14 protein-coding genes are annotated in these 21,886 nt (G+C 46.3%); 10 read left to right on the top strand and 4 right to left on the bottom strand.

Annotated features, from left to right (window positions below):
* Positions 1-2 precede the first annotated feature (2 nt).
* The 4 genes from lipA to GO493_RS17825 all read left to right on the top strand — a co-directional run bounded on the left by lipA (position 3) and on the right by GO493_RS17825 (position 6,985).
* The gene (lipA, locus tag GO493_RS17840; RefSeq protein ID WP_157307577.1) at positions 3-917 is read left to right on the top strand and encodes a lipoyl synthase; all 915 of its coding nucleotides are present in this window, start codon (positions 3-5) and stop codon (positions 915-917) included.
* Between the two features lie 335 nt (positions 918-1,252).
* Positions 1,253-2,581 carry a TolC family protein gene (locus GO493_RS17835; RefSeq protein WP_157307576.1) on the top strand — a complete coding sequence of 443 codons (1,329 nt, stop codon included), beginning with the start codon at positions 1,253-1,255 and terminating at the stop codon, positions 2,579-2,581.
* Between the two features lie 55 nt (positions 2,582-2,636).
* The gene (locus GO493_RS17830; RefSeq protein WP_157307575.1) at positions 2,637-3,776 is read left to right on the top strand and encodes an efflux RND transporter periplasmic adaptor subunit; all 1,140 of its coding nucleotides are present in this window, start codon (positions 2,637-2,639) and stop codon (positions 3,774-3,776) included.
* A gap of 35 nt (positions 3,777-3,811) precedes the next feature.
* Positions 3,812-6,985: an efflux RND transporter permease subunit gene (locus GO493_RS17825; RefSeq protein ID WP_157307574.1), complete on the top strand. Its 3,174-nt coding sequence runs from the start codon at positions 3,812-3,814 to the stop codon at positions 6,983-6,985.
* Between the two features lie 136 nt (positions 6,986-7,121).
* On the opposite strand, the gene GO493_RS17820 is transcribed toward GO493_RS17825, so the two are convergent.
* Together GO493_RS17820 and GO493_RS17815 are read right to left on the bottom strand one after the other, a co-directional pair.
* A complete protein-coding gene (locus GO493_RS17820) occupies positions 7,122-7,526 on the bottom strand; it encodes a hypothetical protein (protein WP_157307573.1) in 405 nt (134 codons plus the stop codon).
* 248 nt (positions 7,527-7,774) lie between these two features.
* Entirely contained in the window at positions 7,775-10,450 is a 2,676-nt protein-coding gene (locus GO493_RS17815; RefSeq protein ID WP_157307572.1) for an AsmA family protein, read from the bottom strand.
* 107 nt (positions 10,451-10,557) lie between these two features.
* Between GO493_RS17815 and GO493_RS17810 the strand changes: the two genes are divergently transcribed.
* The gene (locus GO493_RS17810; protein ID WP_157307571.1) at positions 10,558-11,148 is read left to right on the top strand and encodes a TrmH family RNA methyltransferase; all 591 of its coding nucleotides are present in this window, start codon (positions 10,558-10,560) and stop codon (positions 11,146-11,148) included.
* An 84-nt stretch (positions 11,149-11,232) separates the two neighbouring features.
* Here the strand turns inward: GO493_RS17810 and GO493_RS17805 are convergent, their stop codons facing one another.
* Both GO493_RS17805 and GO493_RS17800 read right to left on the bottom strand, forming a co-directional pair.
* Complete coding sequence (locus tag GO493_RS17805; protein WP_157307570.1) at positions 11,233-13,635, bottom strand: ribonucleoside-diphosphate reductase subunit alpha; 2,403 nt, start codon at positions 13,633-13,635, stop codon at positions 11,233-11,235.
* Between the two features lie 83 nt (positions 13,636-13,718).
* Positions 13,719-14,690, bottom strand: coding sequence for a ribonucleoside-diphosphate reductase small subunit (locus GO493_RS17800; protein ID WP_157307569.1), 972 nt, complete (start codon positions 14,688-14,690; stop codon positions 13,719-13,721).
* Between the two features lie 412 nt (positions 14,691-15,102).
* Here GO493_RS17800 and GO493_RS17795 point away from each other — a divergent pair, with 412 nt between their 5' ends.
* The 5 genes from GO493_RS17795 to GO493_RS17775 all read left to right on the top strand — a co-directional run bounded on the left by GO493_RS17795 (position 15,103) and on the right by GO493_RS17775 (position 21,860).
* On the top strand, positions 15,103-15,735 hold the full coding sequence (locus GO493_RS17795) for an ABC transporter ATP-binding protein (protein ID WP_157307568.1): 633 nt from the start codon (positions 15,103-15,105) through the stop codon (positions 15,733-15,735).
* A gap of 11 nt (positions 15,736-15,746) precedes the next feature.
* Complete coding sequence (locus GO493_RS17790) at positions 15,747-16,853, top strand: hypothetical protein (protein ID WP_157307567.1); 1,107 nt, start codon at positions 15,747-15,749, stop codon at positions 16,851-16,853.
* A gap of 34 nt (positions 16,854-16,887) precedes the next feature.
* Entirely contained in the window at positions 16,888-17,769 is an 882-nt protein-coding gene (locus GO493_RS17785; protein ID WP_157307566.1) for a DUF2314 domain-containing protein, read from the top strand.
* 18 nt (positions 17,770-17,787) lie between these two features.
* The gene (locus GO493_RS17780; RefSeq protein WP_157307565.1) at positions 17,788-18,861 is read left to right on the top strand and encodes a Gfo/Idh/MocA family protein; all 1,074 of its coding nucleotides are present in this window, start codon (positions 17,788-17,790) and stop codon (positions 18,859-18,861) included.
* A 62-nt stretch (positions 18,862-18,923) separates the two neighbouring features.
* Complete coding sequence (locus tag GO493_RS17775) at positions 18,924-21,860, top strand: glycosyl hydrolase (RefSeq protein ID WP_157307564.1); 2,937 nt, start codon at positions 18,924-18,926, stop codon at positions 21,858-21,860.
* Positions 21,861-21,886 lie beyond the last annotated feature (26 nt).

Genomic DNA, 21,886 nt, shown 5'->3' with positions numbered 1-21,886 from the left:
AGATGCAAGAATCACCCATTACTACCGCAACACCATGTAGTACGGCGCCAGCAGCGCCCAGGACAAAGAAACCAGACTGGTTGCGCGTTAAGTTGCCAATAGGAGAGAGTTACAAACAGGTTCGTAACCTGGTTGATACACATAAATTACATACCATCTGCGAGAGCGGGAACTGCCCCAATATGGGAGAATGCTGGGGAGCAGGTACCGCCACCTTCATGATATTAGGAAATATCTGCACCCGTAGCTGTGGGTTCTGTGCAGTTGCCACCGGCAGACCGGAAGCGGTAGACTGGGATGAGCCTCAACGTGTTGCAGAAGCTATTTACCTGATGAAAGTGAAGCATGCTGTCATTACTTCGGTAGACAGAGACGAGCTCAAAGATGGCGGTTCCATTATCTGGGCCAATACCATTAAGGCAGTCAGAGCACTGAACCCGGATACAACACTTGAAACGCTGATACCTGACTTCAGGGGGCAGTGGGAAAACCTTGAGCGTATTATTGAAGTAGCGCCCGAAGTTGTTTCCCATAATCTGGAAACAGTGGAACGCCTCACCAAACAGGTGCGTATACAGGCAAAATACTATAGGAGCCTGGAAGTGATACGCCGCCTGAAAGACGGAGGAATGCGTACCAAGAGTGGTATCATGCTCGGACTCGGAGAAACCAAAGAGGAAGTAGTGCAGGCCATGCAGGACCTGTATGACAACGGTTGTGATGTGGTTACTCTCGGACAATACCTGCAACCTACCCCAAAACACCTGCCGGTTGTCCGTTTTGTTCACCCCGATGAGTTTGCAGAATTGCGTGAAATAGGTTATAACATGGGCCTTGATTATGTTGAATCAGGACCACTGGTAAGATCATCCTACCACGCAGAGAAACATATTCATAGTGGACGTCTGGTAAAGTAAATTTAAACAATAGTTTAAATTTACATAAGTGGTAACATGTTTCTGGTTACCGTCATTATCTTTGCCGTGCAATTACGGAGATCGGGTAGCCTGACAGCTCCTTCAGGGAGTTGAATTGCTATCGTTAGTATTCCGTTTATCCTATTACTAAGTAAGTTTTAATACCTGAACCTACCTGTTTGCAGTTTTAGTTGCATATGCTAAACTGTGCCCGTCCGATTTTTTAGATGCAGTCAGTCTACAAATAGCATTATTATAAACTTGATTACATAACAGAATAACATTTGTTGTTCTATCGATTGGTGTAAAGAAGAATCTGATTGTCAAAACCTTTTATGAAAAGAGTATTTTATCTGACCACCGTATTGAGTGTTGCGCTCTATAGTGCACCCTCATACGCACAAAAGGCCTCCGATTCCCTGTTGCCACAGGCCAGTCTGAAGGACTGTATCCAGTATGCTTTATCTCACCAGCCTGTTGTAAGACAGACCCTGCTGGACCAGGATATTACTGAATACAACATCAAAAGCAAGCTGGCTGACTGGTATCCGCAGGTGGGGCTGAACTTTAACTTGCAGCACTACCTCAAAGTGCCAACTTCCTATTTTAACGGGAACTATGCGCAGATAGGCGTGGCCAACACTTCTGCTGCAGCTTTCCAGTTAAACCAGAACCTTTTTACCCGCGATCTGCTGCTGGCCGGCCGGACAGCCAGAGACGTACGCAAACAGGCAAAGCAGAATACTGAAAGCAGCAGGATAGATGTGGTGACCAATGTAAGTAAGGCTTACTACGATCTTCTGCTTACCCAACGGCAGATAGACGTGCTCAATGAAGACGTTACCCGCCTGGAGCGAAGCCTGAAAGATGCCTATAATCAATACCAGGGCGGTCTTGTAGATAAAACTGATTACAAACGGGCCACCATTTCCCTGAACAATACCAGGGCACAGAAGAAATCAGGTGAAGAGCAGCTGAAAGCAAAAAATGCTTACCTCCGCCAGCTGATGGGCTACCCAGCCAATGGCGCCCTGGAGCTGACTTACGATACCCTGCAGATGGAACAACAGGTTGCCCTGGATACCAACATTGCTGTGGCCTATGAGAACAGGATTGAGATCCAGCTGCTGGAAACCCAGAAAGTGTTGCGTGAAGCAGATCTGAAATATAACAAGTGGAGCTTCCTGCCCACCGTTTCAGCATTTGCTAACTATAACTTCAACTACCTGCACCCGGAATTTTCCAAACTGTATAACAGGAACTTTCCCAGCTCCCAGATAGGACTGACATTATCTGTTCCTATCTTCCAGGGATCCAAGAGGATACATAATATCCATGCAGCAGAATTACAGATCAGACGTACCGACCTGGATATTGAGAACATGCGCAACCAGATCAATACAGAATATACACAGGCTATGTCTACCTATAAGGCTAACCTCAACCAATATATGGTGATGAAAGAAAACGTAGACCTGGCCAGGGAAGTATACAACCTGATAGATCTGCAGTACAGGGAAGGAGTGAAGACCTACCTGGAAGTGATCACCGCGCAAACTGACCTCAGGTCTGCACAGCTGAACTATTATAATGCCCTGTACACCGTACTGTCAAGCAAAATAGATCTGCAACGTGCATTGGGAACTTTAACTACTAACAACTAATAAGGAAACTGTCCGGATTGAAAGGTCCGGTCATTGAAAGGACAAATATTTTCAGATGAAAACAAAGCAACACATTCTCCTCATTGGCGCTACAGGCATGTTTTACCTGGCTTCCTGTAAAGGTCCGGCCCAGAAACAGGGTATGGTAATGCCGCCTACACCGGTAAATGTTACAGCGGCAACGTTAGGCACTGCAATCTATTATGATAAGTATCCTGCATCAGTGGTAGCATTGAACCAGGTAGAGCTGCGTGCACAGGTAACAGGATACATTACCGGGATCTTCTTCAAGGAAGGTGAGGTAGTACAGAAAGGGAAACCCCTCTATGAAATAGACCGCCGTAAATATGAAGCTGCTTTCCGCCAGGCAGAAGCCAATGTTGCCAGTTCAAAAGCAAATTTTGTAAGGGCACAGAAGGATGCTGACCGTTATAACAAACTGGCAGAACAGGATGCGATTGCCCGCCAGACCCTGGATAATGCAAATGCCACACTGGAAGTGAACCGTAGCCAGCTTGCCGCTGCAGAAGCAGCGCTGCTTGCTGCCCGTACTGATCTTGATTACTCTGTAATTAAAGCTCCCTTCACCGGCCGTATAGGCTTGTCACAGGTAAAGCTGGGCGCCCAGGTAAGCCAGGGATCAACACTGCTGAACACCATGTCCAGCGAGAACCCTATCGGTGTGGACTTCGTGGTGAACGAAACTGATATTTCCCGTTTCTCTGCATTGCAGGGTAAAACCATTGGCGCAGGAGATTCAACCTTCCGCCTGCAGCTGCCTAACGGTTCTCTTTATACGGAACATGGTAAAATACTGGCAATTGATCGCGGAGTAGATAACCAGACAGCTACCGTGAGGGTACGTATAGAATTCAACAACCCTAAAGATGTGCTGAAAGACGGTATGAGCGGTGTAATGCAGGTACTGAACGATCAGTCCGGAGACCGCGTACTGATACCTTACAAAGCTGTGGTTGAACAGATGGGTGAATTCTTTGTATTCATCGCAAAAGATACCGTTGCGGAACAGCGTAAGATCCAGCTGGGCCCACGTGTTGCCGATAAGATAGTGATAAGCGACGGCTTACAGCAGGGAGAACTGATAGTAGTTGAAGGCTTCCAGCGTTTACGCGATGGTGGTAAAATAGATACTACCACAGTAAAAAAAGCTCCGGCTCAACCGGGTAAGAAATAGATTATAGTTTGAGTTTGAATCAATAGAAGAAGAACATGATTGCAAATACTTTTATACGCAGACCGGTTACGGCAATAGTGATCTCTATTGTGCTGGTGCTGGTAGGACTGCTGGCCATGACAAGCCTGCCTATTGGTCAGTACCCGGAAATTTCACCGCCCACGGTACAGGTAACCGGTACGTATACCGGTGCTGATGCTCAGACTATAGAGCAGACAGTGGCTACACCTGTAGAAGTACAGGTAAATGGTACTCCCGGCATGACCTACATGTCAAGCAACAGTACCAACAGCGGATCCATGAGCCTTACTGTAAACTTTGAGGTAGGTACAGATATCAATATTGCGGCACTGGACGTACAGAACCGTGTAGGTATTGCACAGCCTACCCTTCCACAGGAAGTACAACGTTTAGGTCTTACAGTAAGAAAGCGTAACCCCAGCATCCTGATGCTGGTAGCTTTATACTCACCTAAAGGTACACACGATGTAACCTTCCTGGATAACTATACCAACGTATTTGTAAAAGACGCCCTGCTGCGTGCAAAAGGTGTAGGTGATATCTTCACCCGTGCGGACGACTTCAGTATGCGTGTATGGCTGAAACCAGACAAGCTGGCTCAGATGGGCGTAACAGCTGAGGAAGTAAGGGCTGCTATTACCGAACAGAACGCGCAGATTGCAGCCGGTACTGTAGGTGCGCCTCCTCAGAGAATTGGTCAGACATATGAGTACACCATCTTTGTAAAAGGACGTTTGGCCAACGCCGCTGAATTTGGCAATATCATTGTCAAAACACGTCCTTCAGATGGCAGCATTGTTTACCTGAAAGATGTAGCCCGCATACAGCTGGGTAAATTCAGCTATGGCAACAACTCTTATGTAGATGGCAAAAGAGCTTCCTACCTGCTGGTATACCAGGCCCCGGGCAGTAACGCTATCTCTACGGCGGAAGCTGTATATGAAACCATGGAACAGCTGAAGAAAACCTTCCCTGCAGATGTGGATTACGTAGTACCGTTTGAGTCAGTAACCGTGATCCAGGTGTCTATCCATGAGGTTGTGGAAACATTGCTGGAAGCGCTGGCACTGGTGGTAATAGTGGTATTCCTGTTCCTGCAGAGCTGGAGGGCTACTGTTATTCCTGTACTGGCAATCCCGGTATCTATCATTGCTACTTTCATATTCTTCATACCACTTGGATTTACAATCAATACCCTGACCCTGTTCGGTTTCGTACTGGCTATCGGTATTGTGGTGGATGATGCCATTGTGGTGGTGGAAGCGGTCCAGCATAATATGGACCATGAGCAGATGACGCCGAAAGAGGCTACCACTGCGGCCATGAAAGAAATCTCCGGGCCTGTAATTGCGATTGCCCTGATCCTGGCAGCGGTGTTTGTACCGGTAGGATTTATTCCCGGTATAGTAGGCCGTCTGTATCAGCAGTTTGCCATCACGATAGCGATCTCCGTACTGATCTCTGCCTTTGTAGCCCTGTCGCTGACACCGGCGCTGTGTATCCTGATCCTGCGCCCTATGCACCTGGACAAGGATTCAAAAGGCCTGAACAAGTTCTTCTATAAGTTCAACGTATGGTTTGCCCATGTAACGAGCAGGTATTCGCTGGGGGTTAAAAAGAGCATACGCATGGCCCGTTATGTGGCCATTTTCCTGTTATGCCTTGTAGTAGGAACTATCTTCCTTTTCAAAAATAAGCCTACAGGCTTCATTCCTACAGAAGATGAAGGCCGTCTGTATATCACTTTCGACCTGCCGGAATCTTCTTCCACAGAACGTACAGTTGCTATAATAACAGAAATGATGCATACCCTGGACAGTGTGAAAGGTATTGATCACTATGCGGCACTTGCCGGTTTGAACGTTGTGAGCTTTGCTACCAAGTCAAACAGTGGTACCATCTTCTGTCAGCTGAAACCATGGGATGAACGTAAAGACAAAGCGCAGCAGATCTTTGGCCTGGTAGCACAGGTGCAGCAGAAGTTTGCACGTTTTAAGGAAGCCAATACTGTTGTGATCCCGCCACCGGCTATTCCCGGTCTTGGCTCTACAGCAGGTTTCTCCTTCATATTGCAGCAGAAGAGCGGAAGCACAGATATCAAACAGTTTGAAGGGGTACTGCAGAAATTCACGATGGCTATCAATCAGCGTCCTGAAATAGCCAGGGCATTCTCTTTCTTCACAGCGCGTACTCCCGGCTACCAGCTGGAAATAGACCGTGAGAAGACCAAGAAAATGGGCGTACAGATCTCTGCAGTGGCTACTGCATTACAGACGTATATGGGTAGCGCCTATATCAACGACTTCACAATATACGGACGTAACTTCCGTGTGGTGACACAGGCAGATACTGCTTATCGTACAGATATCAAGGACCTGAACCAGTACTTTGTACGGAATACCAGCGGAGAGATGGTGCCATTGAGTGCACTGACCTCCTATAAGGTAACAGAAAGTGCTCCGATAGTATCTCACTATAACCTGTTCCGTTCTGCTGAAATAAACGGTAGCCCTGCTCCTGGATACAGTAGTGGTGATGCTATCAGGGCATTGCAGGAAGTAGCTGCGGAAGTATTGCCTGAAGGATATGGATATGAGTTCTCTGGTTTGAGCCGTGAGGAGATCATGTCCGGCTCTAAAACAGTATACATCTTTGCATTGTCTATCATATTTGTGTTCCTGTTCCTCGCAGCCCTGTATGAAAGCTGGTCAGTACCGTTCTCTGTACTGCTGGCGGTACCTATCGGTGCATTTGGAGCTATTGTAACGTTGACATTCCTGCCTAACCTGAGCAATAACGTATATGCACAGATTGGTCTGATCACACTGATCGGTTTATCTGCCAAGAACGCGATCCTGATCGTCGAATTTGCGAAAGAACGTGTAGACAGGGGCATGGAGCTGGTAACAGCCACCGTAGAAGCAGCCAGGTTGCGTTTACGTCCTATTATCATGACGTCTTTAGCGTTCCTGTTAGGTATCCTGCCCCTGGTCATAGCCAGCGGAGCCGGTGCAGAATCACGTAAAACAATGGGATGGACAGTATTGGGTGGTATGTTTACAGCTACCTTCCTGGCTATCTTTATTGTACCCGTATTGTTTGTAATTATTACCCGTCTGGCTTACGGTAAAGAAAAACTTAAAGCCATGCAGGAAAATTACAAAGCAATGCAGCATACGAATATATAAACAGAAATTCTTGCATACTGAAAGCCGTGTTGTTTTTGCAACACGGCTTTTTTATTAAAGAAAATAGTTGCTTTCTGCGCATTAAAAAGCCCTCCGGGCGGGAGGGCTTTTTTAAATATTCGTTATCCGGGATAACTTACTTGGCCATATACGAAAAGACGATGGCTGCCAGTAAGGACAGGGAGATCATAGATAAAAGTATGATGAGTATAATGCGCCAGGCTACGTGTACCCGCATTGTACCTGGTGGAGGAGCAACATTGGTCACGTTAAAATTTTTTTTTGCCTGTTGCGGGGCTCTTTGCAGTTCCTGTACATCCAGAGCTATCTGTCGCATTACATTGGTTTTTACGTAAATGGGAGGTAATACAGCGTCCTTGAACATAGCTTTTTCTATGCGACGTTCTACTTCATCCCTTTCTTCTTCAAGTTCGGGAAACAAGTCATAATATAAGTTTAGCGTATCCTTCTCTTCAGGAGTTGCAAATCCGAGAAGGATCTTTTCAAGGTTACCCTCTGATATGTAACGCTCGCTTTCCATAATTTCCTTAAAGGTTATTTCTTTAGTTAACGCACCATTGCAGGATAGAAATAAGCATTCTGGTCAGTTCTGCTAAGGTGCCGAAATTTTGAGATAAAAAGTTGTCCAAAATAGTAAAATATGTGGGATACGTAAAAAAAAACGGTCCAGATGCAGTAATAATACTGTAATCTGGACCAGTTTGTAAATGATGGTAATTTTTCTGTGCTGAGCAGGTCCTGGAAATTTTAGCCAGGTGCTGTTACAGCTTAGTTGCTTTTCTTCTTGAATATGTTGCCAATAGTGCTCTTCACCGCTTTCTCAGCATCTTTACCCACGTTCTGCAATGGCTGGGATTTGGTGCCGGAAGAATCTTTCTGACCTGTCAGCTGTTTGGTAAGTTCATCTTTCACACTGGCAACGGCCTTTTGTTTAACAGACTGAAGTGTATCTTTCAATGCAGTTTTAACTGTGTCTACTTTATTCTTTACCAGTGTAGCTGCCTGGTCTTTCAGGTTGTTGATGGCGCCTGAAGCTGTTTCCTGCAGGTCTGTTTTATAGGTAGGTTTGGTAATGTTACCACCCAGTAATACGTTCAGATGTACACTGTCGCTTACATTTACATTGATGCCTTTATTGCTTGCCTGGGTAACCAGGTTGTTCACCAATGCGTCTCCCTGTTTGCCTATCACGCTGCGTGGCAGTGTCATCTGCAAAGTATAATTGAGAGACTGGTCAAAGCCGTGAGTACCGCCTACCAGCATGCTGATATTGTTTACGTTCACTTTGAAAGGATTCACTTTTACCTTACCGTCCTCAAAAGCGAAGTAGGTTTTTACATCACGCAGGGAGAAGTTTTTCAGCTGATTTACATTCAGGGTGCTGGCCAGCTGATCTACCGGTCCAAATTGTTTCAGTACACCTTCGAGCAGGAGGAGGTTACCATCGCCGGTAAGGCTGCTTAACACCGGCATCATGTCTCCTCCCAGTTTCCCTTTCAGGCTGAGCTGGGAAGTTACTTTACCATTCAGGAATTTAGCCAGTGGCATTAATGCCTGTACGGTATTGAAAGCATTGAAAGCCTGCTGGATATCGATGCTTTGTACATTGTAGGCCATGGCAATATCCGGGTTGGTCTTGCTGTTTTTGGTGCTGTAGCTGCCGTTTATTTCCATATTGCCTTGCAGGGCATTTGCTTTCAGCTGTTGCATGGATACGGTTTCATCTTTCAGCAGTAAGGTGCCGGAAAGATTGGTCAGGTCCAGTTTATCATAATGCACTTTGTCTACCTGTGCAAGGATATTAAAGTCAAGGTTACCAGGCACTGGAAATGGCGCCAGGGCGGCGGTATCGGCAGGTGTTTCCGCAGTGGTGGTGGTTCCCATCCATTTATCCAGGTTCACTTCATCTGCTTTGACAGACAGTTTACCATCCAGCGGTGCGTTCTTGAACACATAAGCCATCATGTTATTCACTTCACCGTTAGCCTGGAAGTTGGTGCCCATATACTGGCCTTCAAACTTTGGTACGGATACATTCTTTGGATTGAACAGCATGGAGAGGGTGTTCACCTTGATACCATCAGGATAGTCTTTGCTGCGGTACAGCAGGTTGCTTACCAGAATGTTACCTGCAGCGTAGAACTTATCGTAAGCCTGTTTTTCTATAGCGCTCATATTGCCTTTGGCGGTAATGTCTGCATCTACCAGGCCGCTCAGGGTAGTACCTTCTTCCAGTTTCACAAACTGGGTTACTTTGGAGAGGTCCAGCTTTCCTTTGGCAGCACCATCTACATACATGTCTGATACCGGTGTTTTTACCAGCAGGCGAAGGTCAATAGGAGTATTATCCATTTCCAGGTGGGCAGATGGCATATTTACAACAGTGTGGTCAGGTACACCGTCAGCATTGTCTATTTTCAGTGCTATCTGGATATTTTTTACTGGCTTGGGCAGATCCGGATACTGGAAGAAACCATTCTTTACATCCAGGTTCAGACCAAAGGCCGGCATTTGGGTATTGCTGTAAGTACCTTTTACGTAACCGTCAAAGGCGGCGGTACCATCAGTCTTGATCTTATCAAAGTCCTGCATGAAAATGGCGGGTACCAGGGAAAGGATGTCCTTAAACCTGGTGGAGGGTGCTTTCATGGTAAGGTCCATGCCGTATGTGCTGTCGTTCACCAGTTTAAAGAAACCCTGCAGCGCCAGTTCCAGGTTGTTCAGGGTAGCTTTGCCCTTTTGCAGGGTGTATGTACTTGTTTTATTATCTATCTGAATGTCTGCGTCCAGAGTTGTTTTAGTACGCAGCAAATAAGGTATCAGTCCATAACGGAAGGTAATACCTTCTGCTTCAGTGTTTGTTTGCAGGGTAAAGAGGTCCTGTGTAAAGTCGCCCTTACCTTCATGGTCCAGGTTTTCTATGAGTAATGCCATATCTCCCTGTTCGTCTTCGTACCTGATGGTAGCATCTTCAATACTATATTTCTGAAGATTGAGGGAAAACTGGGAAGAGGCAGTATCTGCAGGGGGGGCCTGGGCGGTATCCGGTTTGGTAATATTCCAGTTAGCTTCGCCGGCTTTGTTCACATGTGCATAAACGCGGGGTGCCTGGATGGTTACGTTGTAAATGTCCATTTTACCGCCTTTGATCACGCTCATGAGGTTCAGCGCCAGGTCAATCTTTTTCACGGCAAACAGGGTATCTCCTGCAAAAGGAGCCCGGTTTACTACCTGCATATCTTCCAGGGCTACGGCCAGTCTGGGGAAATGCCGGAACAGGCTGATATCCACATCTTTAAAATCGACATCTGCCACCAGTTGTTTGTTCAGTTCCGTTTTTACAATAGACATGATCTTCCCTTTGAAGAAGTAAGGGATGGCAATTGCTGCTGCTATCAGTACAAGCAGGAAAATACCTAAGACTTTCAGGATTTTTTTGAACATGTTGTAGATATAGATTTTTACTAATGAATGAAGGTAATAATGAAAACTGGTATTCAGCAATCTGAATTGATTTAAATTTGCGGTTTGAAAATTTTATTTACCTGATTATGACACCTGAACGCAGGGAACGACTCTTATCCGTATTGAATAAAAGACAGGCCGGTCTTACTGTAGTACTGGAAAATGTACAGGACCCGCACAATATTTCGGCTGTTATGCGTACCTGTGATGCTGTTGGTATCCAGGAGATCTATGTACTGAACAACCAGATACCCCGGCATAAGAAATGGGGGGCTAAAAGCTCTTCCAGCGCGGCCAAATGGCTGACCATTCACCAGTATTCAGACACTGCAGAATGTATGGCTGCCCTGCGTCAGAAGTATGATAAGATATTTACCACTCACCTGGCAGCAGATGCTGTAAGTCTTTATGAAATAGATTTTACCGGTTCTGTGGCGTTGGTGTTCGGCAATGAGCACAGTGGTGTGAGTGATGAAGTGCGCGATCTTGCTGATGGGAATTTTATCATTCCGCAAGTGGGTATTATCAAGTCCCTGAACATTTCTGTAGCATGTGCGGTAAGTATTTATGAAGCGTTAAGGCAGAAAACAATTGCAGGGCATTATGAGAGAAGGAACCTGCCGGACGCGCAGTTTGAAAACCTGCTGGAGAAGTGGGGATTTGAAGAGGAGGAGTAAAAGTGTAAATGAGTTTTTCTCATTAAATAGAAAAAGCCGCTCTATATACACAGAGCGGCTTTTTTATTATTTCGAAAATTATCATCATGCGCTGCAGGTAACACAACCTTCTTCCATTGTGCATACTGCGCCTTCCACAAACTCAACTTCGTCCAGTTTAGGATCAGCTTTACCGGTGCCGGCTGCTGCTTTTGCTGCAACCATTGGTTCCATTTGCTGGCCGCCCTGTTTCTCAACAGTGAACTGTACTGCTTGTGCAGCTGCCTGTGTACGCAGGTAATACATACCTGTTTTCAGACCTTTCTTCCAGGCGTAGAAGTGCATAGAGGTCAGTTTAGCTGCAGATGGAGTGTCAACAAAGAGGTTGAGAGATTGTGACTGGCAGATGTATGCGCCGCGGTCTGCCGCCATATCAATGATAGTACGCTGTTTGATCTCCCACACTGTTTTGTACAGATCTTTGATCTGTGTAGGGATCTCATTGATATGCTGAATAGAACCGTTGGAAGTAATGATCTTATTCTTCATGTCATTATCCCACAGGCCCAGTTCTACCAGGTCTTTCAGCAGGTGCTTATTCACTACTACGAACTCACCGCTCAGTACGCGGCGGGTGTAGATATTTGATGTATAAGGCTCAAAACATTCGTTGTTACCCAGGATCTGAGAAGTAGATGCTGTAGGCATTGGCGCCAGCAACAGGGAGTTGCGGATGCCATGCTTTTTGATCTCTGCTTTCAGTGCTGTCCAGTCCCAACGGGTGGTAGGAGTTACGCCCCACATATCGAACTGCAGGATACCTTTGGATGCAGGAGAACCCTGATAGGTTTCGTATGCGCCTTCTTTTGCTGCCAGATCTTTTGAAGCGGTCAGAGATGCAAAGTAGATGGTTTCGAAGATCTCTTTGTTCAGCTGTTTGGCTTCTTCGCTTTCGAACGGATAACGCATCAGGATGAAGGCATCAGCCAGACCCTGTACGCCCAGGCCTATAGGACGGTGGCGCAGGTTGCTGTTACGCGCTTCATCAACAGGGTAGTAATTATTGTCGATGATACGGTTCAGGTTCAGCGCTGCCTGGTATGTTACTTCATATAATTTCTGGTGATCAAACTGACCGTCTATAACAAAGCGGGGCAGTGCCAGGGAAGCCAGGTTACATACTGCTACTTCATTTGCATCAGTGTACTCGATGATCTCTGTGCAGAGGTTGGAACTTTTGATAGTACCCAGGTTCTGCTGATTGGATTTGCGGTTGGCAGAATCTTTATACAGCAAATAAGGAGTACCTGTTTCAATCTGTGCGTCCAGTATAGCAAACCAGAGATCCTGTGCTTTTACTGTTTTACGGGCGCGGTTTTCCTGCTCGTACTGTGTGTACTTCTTTTCAAACTCTTCACCCCAGCATTCATGCAGGCCAGGTGCTTCGTGAGGACAGAACAGTGACCAGTCGCCATTTTCTTCTACACGTTTCATGAACAGGTCTGGCACCCACAGTGCATAGAAAAGATCTCTTGCGCGCATCTCTTCTTTACCGTGGTTCTTACGCAGGTCCAGGAATTCAAAGATATCAGCGTGCCATGGTTCAAGATAGATAGCAAAAGCGCCTTTGCGTTTACCACCGCCCTGATCTACATAACGTGCGGTATCGTTGAATACGCGCAGCATTGGGATGATACCGTTGGAAGTACCATTGGTACCGCTGATGTAGGACCCTGTAGCACGGATGTTGTGTATGCTAAGACCAATACCTCCTGCACTCTGGGAGATCTTGGCAGTTTGTTTCAATGTATCGTAGATGCCTTCGATACTGTCATCCTGCATGGTGAGCAGGAAGCAGCTGGACATCTGTGGTTTTGGAGTACCTGCGTTGAACAGGGTAGGAGTAGCATGTGTGAACCAGCGCTCACTCATCAGGTTATAGGTCTTGATGGCAGAGTCGATATCTTCTTTGTGGATACCTACTGACACACGCATGAACATATGCTGAGGGCGTTCGGCTACTTTTCCATCCAGTTTCAGCAGGTAAGAACGTTCCAGTGTTTTAAAACCAAAATAGTCAAAAGCAAAGTCACGGTCATATATAATGCTGGAGTCGAGTATCTCCGCATTTTTATTGATGATCTCCCATACATCGTCAGCCAGTAATGGCGCTGGTTTACCTACTTTAGGATCGATGTAGTCATACAGTTTCTTCATTGTTTTGGAGAATGATTTCTCTGTATTTTTATGGAGATTGCTCACTGCAATACGTGATGCCAGCAAGGCATAGTCAGGATGTTTGGTAGTAAGCGAAGCTGCTGTCTCAGCTGCAAGATTATCCAGCTCGCTGGTGGTAACGCCATCATACAACCCCTGTATCACTTTCTTCGCAACATCAATGGAGTCCACATATTCCGCGTTCAGCCCATAGCAGAGCTTTTCTATACGGGCAGTAATCTTGTCAAACTTAACCGCTTCTTTGCGGCCGTCGCGCTTAATTACAAACATGGGTAAATGAATTTAAGAGGTTGAGTAATTTAAAAAATAAGTGGTCGGCAAATTCTGCAGTTATCTGCAATTATTATGCCTTATTAGAAATCTTCATCCAGGCTGAAGGTCTGTGTATCCTTGCCAGACATAACTCCTGCTTTCTGATAATCGCCTACGCGTTTTTCAAAGAAATTGGTCTTACCCTGAAGGGAGATCATTTCCATGAAGTCAAACGGATTGGCCGTATTATATATTTTGGAATAGCCCAGTTCAGCCAGCCAGCGGTCAGCAACAAACTCGATATATTCAGCCATGAGACGGCTATTCATACCTATCAGATCTACCGGCAGGGCATCAGTGATAAACTCTTTTTCAATGCTTACAGCATCCCTTATAATAGTATGTACCTGTTCTTCAGAAAGTCTCTGTTCCAGCATTTTGTACAGCAGGCAGGCAAACTCACAATGTAATCCTTCATCACGGCTGATCAGCTCATTGGAGAAGGTCAGACCCGGCATCAGTCCTCTTTTCTTCAGCCAGAAGATAGAACAGAAGCTGCCGCTGAAGAAGATACCTTCCACTGCAGCAAAAGCTACCAGGCGCTCAGCAAAGTTACCGTTCTCGATCCAGCGCAGCGCCCACTGTGCTTTCTTCTTCACAGCGTCTACTGTTTCTATAGCATGGAACAGGCGGTCTTTTTCAACCGGATCTTTTACATAAGTATCAATTAATAAAGCGTATGTTTCAGAGTGAATGTTTTCCATCATGATCTGGAAACCATAGAAACAACGGGCTTCAGGCAACTGCACTTCACTCATAAAATTCACCGCCAGGTTCTCGTTCACAATACCATCGCTGGCAGCAAAGAAAGCAAGTACATGGGTAATAAAGTGACGTTCGCCATCATTCAACGAAGCCCAGTCTTTTAGGTCTGCACTCAGATCAATCTCTTCTGCTGTCCAGAAACTGGCCTCATGTTGTTTATACTTTTCCCACACTTTCGGATAGTTGATAGGAAGCAATACAAACCTGTCTTTGTTTTCCTTTAAAAGCAGTTCATTCTCATAATTCATCGCTCAATATTTTTATTGGTTAACGTATGCAGATAAAAAGACCGCGACAGGAATGTGTCCCTCGCCTAAAAAATACGACTACGGTCTTTTGTGTTAATACCCTTTGATACGTGAATGTTCCGACAGATCATTGTGGGGCTGGTTAGAAATGCCACAACCGCATCGCGAACAGTACAAATGTACAGATGAATGCAACCCGTCCCCTTTTTAGTTTTTAACAGGCTGTGGAAAAAGAAGGGCGGATTTTCGGAAATATCCCATGAAGGCGCACTCAGGCTGTAAACAAATTATTAATTCACATCTAATCCCCATCCATTGCGCTCGTTAGCCCGGATTTTTTTGTTGAGATCAATGTTTTTAAATTGAAACACAACATTTTATTTCACATATTTACAAAAAATAATACCACTGTATGGCCGCACCTGTACTCACCCTTCACCATGTCCAAAAAGCTTACCAGGAGAGGGTGATCCTGGATATTACGCAGCTGGAGCTGGAACCTGGGGTGTACTGGCTCCTGGGTCCGAACGGGGCAGGCAAGACCACCTCCATGAAAGTTATGGCCGGACTGATCCCATTCCAGGGAGAAATAAAAGTGGATAACAGTGTGAGCAGCAGGCAATCGCCCGTTCAATACCGCCGCCTTGTCAATTATGCAGAAGCTGAGCCTTTGTACCCGGGTTTCCTGACCGGTAGCGACCTGATCAGCCTGTATATCAAAACAAAAGGGGAAGGCTACAGGGATATGGGAAGTATGATGAAATTCATGGGGATAGAAAGTTATGTGCATCAGCCGGTAAGCAGTTACTCCAGCGGGATGTTAAAAAAGTTGTCCCTGCTGCTGGCATTTACCGGCAAACCCAGGGTGATCTTGCTGGACGAGCCGCTTATTACACTTGATACCCAATCAGTTCCATTGCTATATACCCTGGTAGAAGAGTTTCATCAGCAGTACGGGGTTACCTTTTGCATCACTTCCCATCAGGCAGTTACCGCCGGCTCTATACAGCTGGAAGTGCAGGGAACAACTATTGTGAAACGTTAATTATCTCCCCGATGGCATTATCCAAGATATTCACCTTACGCTATTATGCACAGAACACAGGATTCTTCCTCCTGTTATTCTATTTCTTTTTCGGCATTGTGCCCGGCGGACAAATCCTTTCCTATCACTATACCCTGATAAAGGGATTTACCGGCAGTCTTGATTTCCTGGCGCTGGTATGTTTTATCTGGTTACTGTACAACCTGAAATGTATGATGTTCATATTAAATGCCTTATCGGCCAAAGAGCATCTTTTCCTGTATGGCACTATCGGGTTGCTGGAAGGCAGTCGCAAGTGGAAAACGTGGTACTGGCTGCATCTGACACTTTATACACCGGTGCTGGTATATAGTGGTCTGGCAGTCCTTGTAGCCCTGAAGCTGCAATTTTATCCACAGGCTGTTATTATCCTGTTGTTCAACGTATTGATGACCATTTTCCCGCTGTGGTTCTATGACCGGAAAGTAAAACATCCGGGTACCACTTCATTCCTGGCAAGGTGGCAGCACCGGGTTAACAAAACTTTCAGGAAGCCTCTGTGGCTTATATATATATATGAACTGCTGAACAATAACATTAAAACGCTGGCCATATCAAAAGGGGCTTCCCTGCTGGTGATCATATTAACATGTTCCCTGATGGGAGGAGAATATGATGAGCGTTACATATTGACGGGTTTCCTGGTATGCCTGCTTTTGCAAAGCCTTATAGTTTACAATCACCGGCATTTTGACGATCTCTATCTTTCCCTGTTACCACAGCTTCCGCTTGCACTGTGGAAAAGATATCTGCAGATGGGCCTTACTTACCTGCTGCTCCTGGCGCCGGAATATATCCTGCTTATTTACAGGATTATGCCGGCGGCGGCGCCTCTGCACCTGTTACTGATAGTGGTACTGGGAGTGTCTGTTCTGATGCTGCTCCGCAGCCTGTTGTATTTTCCCGGCATAGATCAGGATAAGTATTTCAGATGGTTGCTGCTTATTATAGTAGGATTGCTGTTCCTGACGCTGGCCCGCCTGTACTGGTACGGGGTGCTGGTTATGCAGTTATCGGCATATGCTGTTTTCCTGTCAAGGTACTATAGGTATGAAGCGCCACTGGAAAAAGTGGATTAGATTGGTTATATTCGTTTAATTAGAGCAAAGACCTATGGGATTTTTTTCCAGGCTTTTTGGTAAACGAGAGCCATCCATATCCATATGTGAAGAACAAGTGCATATTGTACCGGCGTGCACTACTGATGAGCGCATGCAATGGGCCATTGAGAAAGCTAATGCCACACTCCATTATTTCCAGGATAGTTTGCAGTCACCACGCCCCAACCAGCAGTATTTTTCCGTTAAGGTACTGATCCGGGACGGAGATAATCATGAACATCTATGGCTGACAGAGCCCAGTTTTGACGATGACGGCAACCTGTTTGGTATAGTAGGAAATGAGCCGCTTTATGTAGGACATAAAGTGAGAATGAACCGGAAAATAGGGATAGGACAGGAATTCCTTTCCGACTGGATGATCATAGAAGACGGCCGTTTAATAGGTGGATATACCATCAGGGCTATACGTGAAGCAAAGCCTGCTCATGAATGGCCGGAATTTGACCGCCAGGCAGGACTATTTATAGATGAGGGAATTGATCATTTCAAACATGATTTCACCACTCCTGAAGGCGCTATTCTCTGCCTTGAAGATGCTTATGATGAGCAGGATATTGAGAAGGCCGTTGAATGCAAGAACTTTGAGGAAGAAGCCAGGATATTGTTACTGAAAATGAATGACCGTTACAGTGGAAGAAATGCGTTGGGCGCTACTGCAGAAATACTATGCCAGTCTTTCCGGCAGTACCTGGAAGAAGAAGGCTTTCCTTCCTATAAAGATGTACGCCGTGCATTCCCTGAACGCAGAAAGATCTCTGACAACCTGTTCCTTATTACTGAGGTTTGTATCTTCCCTGACGGGACCAAACTGCGTCAGCAGATCTATACCTTTAAAGGAGAAAACGGATGGAGGGTATTGAATATACTTGACTGAATAATATAATGCCAGCTGATGAGAAAAATATTTGTTACCATATACTGTCTGTTGCTTATGTTACCTGCTGTTACTGCTCTGGGTCAGCTGAGTGTTGGCGTGGCCGGGTTAAGTCATGATCATGTTCATTTACTGATGCATCAGTATAAAAAAGGGCAGGTGATCATTGCCGGTATTGCAGAAGCGGACGCACAGCTGGTGGCACGTTATAAGAAGGCATACCAGTTGCCGGATTCCCTTTTTTATCCAGGTCTTGATGCCCTGCTGGCACATACGCATCCGGATGCCGTACTGGCTTATAATGCTGTGGCAGAGCATATTGATGTAGTAACAGCCTGTGCGCCCAAAGGTATTCCGGTAATGGTGGAAAAACCTTTAGCTACTACTGTAGAACAGGCAGAAAAGATGGCGGCACTGGCCCGTAAATACCATATCCACTTACTGACCAATTACGAAACCACCTGGTATAACACGAACCAGTTTATATACAATCTCGTAAAGCAACAGAATACCGTAGGCCCGGTGAGAAAAATGGTAGTGCATGATGGGCATGAAGGTCCGCGGGAAATAGGATGTAGTGAAGATTTCCTGCGTTGGCTGACCGATCCTGTAAAGAATGGCGGCGGAGCCATTATGGATTTCGGTTGCTATGGCGCTAACCTGATGACCTGGCTGATGGACGGTAAAGCCCCGGTGGCAGTAACTGCCGTAGCCCGGCATATTAAACCTGATGTATATCCGAAAGTGGATGATGATGCTACTATACTGCTTGAATACCCGCAGGCAACAGGAATTATCGAAGCATCCTGGAACTGGCCCTTCAGCATAAAGGACTGGGAGGTATTTGGTAAAGATGGTTATCTGCATGCATTAAATAGCGAAGAGCTGCAACAACGTAAAAAGAATAAGTATGAGCCGCTTACAGTTCCCACTGCGGCATACACAGACAATATCACTTACCTGGCCGCTGTATTGAACGGCACTGTCAAGTCTGAAAATGACCTTTCTTCCCTTGAAAACAACCTGATCGTGATTAGAATACTGGAGGCTGCACGCAGATCAGCAAAGGAAGGCAAGCGGATCGTGTTATAATTTCTGCCTGCTTTTTATTACTTTAACGCGATGTATTGTTAAGAACAGTACCTGCGCGTTTTATGAGAAACATTTGTCTGACCGCCTGCTTCCTGGTATTATCATGCTTCCGGGGTTTTGCACAGCAGAGCGCTTCTTCTATAAGCAGTGAAACATTTGCACATCCTTCTGCTTCTTCAGGCATCCGCTGCTGGTGGTGGTGGCTGAATGGAAATGTTACCAAAGCATCTATTACCCGGGACCTCGAAGCTATGAAGGACAAAGGCTTCAGCGGCGCCTGTATCTTTGATGCCGGAGGATATGACCAGTGGGGAAACGGCCCTGTGCCTGAAGGCCCCCTGTTTGGTTCTCCTGCCTGGAAGGAATTATACCTGCATGCAGTAAAGGAAGCCAGCCGGCTGGGACTTGTACTGAGCCTGAATATACAGAGCGGCTGGAACCTTGGAGCACCGGATGTGCAGCCACAGGAAGCTGCCAAACATATTACCTGGTCTGAAACTGTTGTGAACAGTAACGGACAGATAAATCAGCAACTAACGTTACCTCCCATACGAAAAAACTTTTACAGGGATATTGTTGTATTGGCCTTACCCTGGCATGACACCACCGGTATTACTCCGTTGAATAACCTGTTACAGAAAGCTGCTTTCAATGAAGTAGGCGGATCTGCTACAGATACCCGTTTCCTGCTTTCCAATGCACATAAAGAGAACAGCGCCGCACAAGAGCTGTACAGTACTCATAAACAAACTACGTCAGCAGTGATCAGCACCGTCTCTGATGGCAGGGCGCATGCGGCTCATCGTGAAGTACTGGATATTTCACGTTTTATGGACAGCACCGGTATGCTGAAATGGAATGCGCCTGCAGGCAAATGGGTAGTGCTGCGTTTGGGTTATACCTATAACGGTGCACATATCTCTACTTCCAGCGGCAAATGGCAGGGGTTGGTAATAGACCCTATGAATACTCAGCACTTTACCCGTTACTGGAATACGCATGTAAAACCGCTATTGGAACTGATAGGTCCTGAAGCAGGAAAAACATTGCGTTACCTGCAGACAGACAGCTGGGAGTTGGGTGGTGTGAACTGGACAGAAAATTTCAGGGAAGAGTTCCGCAGGAGAAGAGGGTATGATCTGTTGCCATATCTTCCTGTCATTGCGGGTAAGATAATAGACAATACTACTACGAGCGATAACTTCCTGAACGATTTTCGCAAAACGGTGAGCGATTGTATTGCAGAGAATCATTACAGGATATTCCAGCAGAAAGCAGCTGCCTATGGAATGGGTATACAGCCTGAATCCGGCGGGCCGCATGCCGGGCCGTTTGATGGTATAAAGAACCTGGGGTACAGTGAGATCATGATGGGGGAGTTCTGGTCACCCTCGGCACACAGGCCTGTTGCTGCCAGCCGTTTCTTTGTGAAACAGGCTTCCAGCGCTGCACATATTTACAACAAACCATTGGTGGGAGCAGAAGCATTCACCACTATTGGCCGTCATTGGAATGACGTGATCTGGGAACATATGAAACCCTCTTTTGATCATGAAGTATGCGCCGGACTTAACCTCACACTACTGCATACCTTTACTGCTTCTCCAAAGGAAATGGGATTGCCGGGGCAGGAATATTTTGCCGGTACACATTTCAATCCCAACATTACCTGGTGGAAATATGCAGATGCTTTTTTTACCTACATGGCCCGCGTGCAATATATGATGCAGCAGGGGGATTTTGTTGCAGACGTGTTGTATTACTACGGAGATCATGTGCCCAATGTGGCCCGGCTCAAGGAAGATGATCCGGCAGGTGCATTGCCGGGATATGATTATGATGTGATCAATGAAGACAGGTTGCTATTGCTGGGAGTAAAAGATGGCTGGCTCACCTTGCCTCATGGAATGAGGTACCGTGTAATGGTATTGCCGGACCATCGTGTGCTTTCCCTGACGGCCCTGAAAAGAATAAATGCACTTGTAATTGCAGGCGCTACTATCATCGGCAACCGTCCTGTTACTACTGCAAGTCTTGTGGGTGGCGCCGGCGCCGAAAAAGAAGCATTGCGGCTGGCAGGTAAACTATGGGGTACAATGCAGACTGCCAAAGGCAGTCATACGGTAGGCAAGGGGCAGATAGCCTGGGGATATACAGCGGCTGAGTGGCTATTGAAGTCAGGCACTCCGGAAGACTGTACCGTAAAGACAGACAGTGTTACCTATGCTTTCCCTTACATCCATCACCGCAAAGATTCAATAGACTACTATTATGTCAGTAACCAGCAGCCTGTAGCAACACAGGCCACGTTTACTTTCCGTGTCAGCGGTAAACAGCCGGAGCTGTGGGACCCGGTTACCGGACAAACCAGGAAAGCACTGGCATTCACACAGCAGAGCGGTCTTACCACCATACCGGTACCTTTCAGTCCTTATGGTTCCTGGTTAGTAGTATTCCGGGAAAAGATCCTTCCGTCACAACAGGGAATTGCAGCTAACAATACACCGGTTTTGTTGCCTGTAGACACATTAAACGAAACTTGGCAGGTAAGGTTTGATACTGCCTGGGGAGGTCCCGCACAGGCTGCTTTTCCCCGTCTTACCAGCTGGACCGAACGACCGGAAAGTGAGATCCGTTATTATTCCGGCAGTGCTGTTTATAAAACTACTTTTTCCTTTAGCGGGGCTGCAGATGACAAGCTGATGCTGGACCTTGGAGCAGTAAAGGACGTGGGCATTGCACATGTAACACTGAACGGGCATGATCAGGGTGTGGTATGGGCCCCACCTTTACGGGTACCGGTATCAGGTATATTGAAAACAGGAGAAAATACACTGGAAATTGAAGTGATCAACAGCTGGAGGAACAGGTTGGTAGGAGACCGTGATCGACCGGTGGAGAAACGGTTTACCAGGACTAATATCACAATACGTCCAGAATGGGAATTGTTGCCTTCGGGATTACTGGGGCCGGTAACAATATTGCGGGAACAACCCTGATGTATGAAATACAGATAAGCATTGGC

The sequence above is a fragment of the Chitinophaga tropicalis genome (genome assembly GCF_009758205.1).
Lineage (GTDB): Bacteria > Bacteroidota > Bacteroidia > Chitinophagales > Chitinophagaceae > Chitinophaga > Chitinophaga tropicalis.
This window is presented reverse-complemented; position numbering and strand designations above follow the sequence as displayed.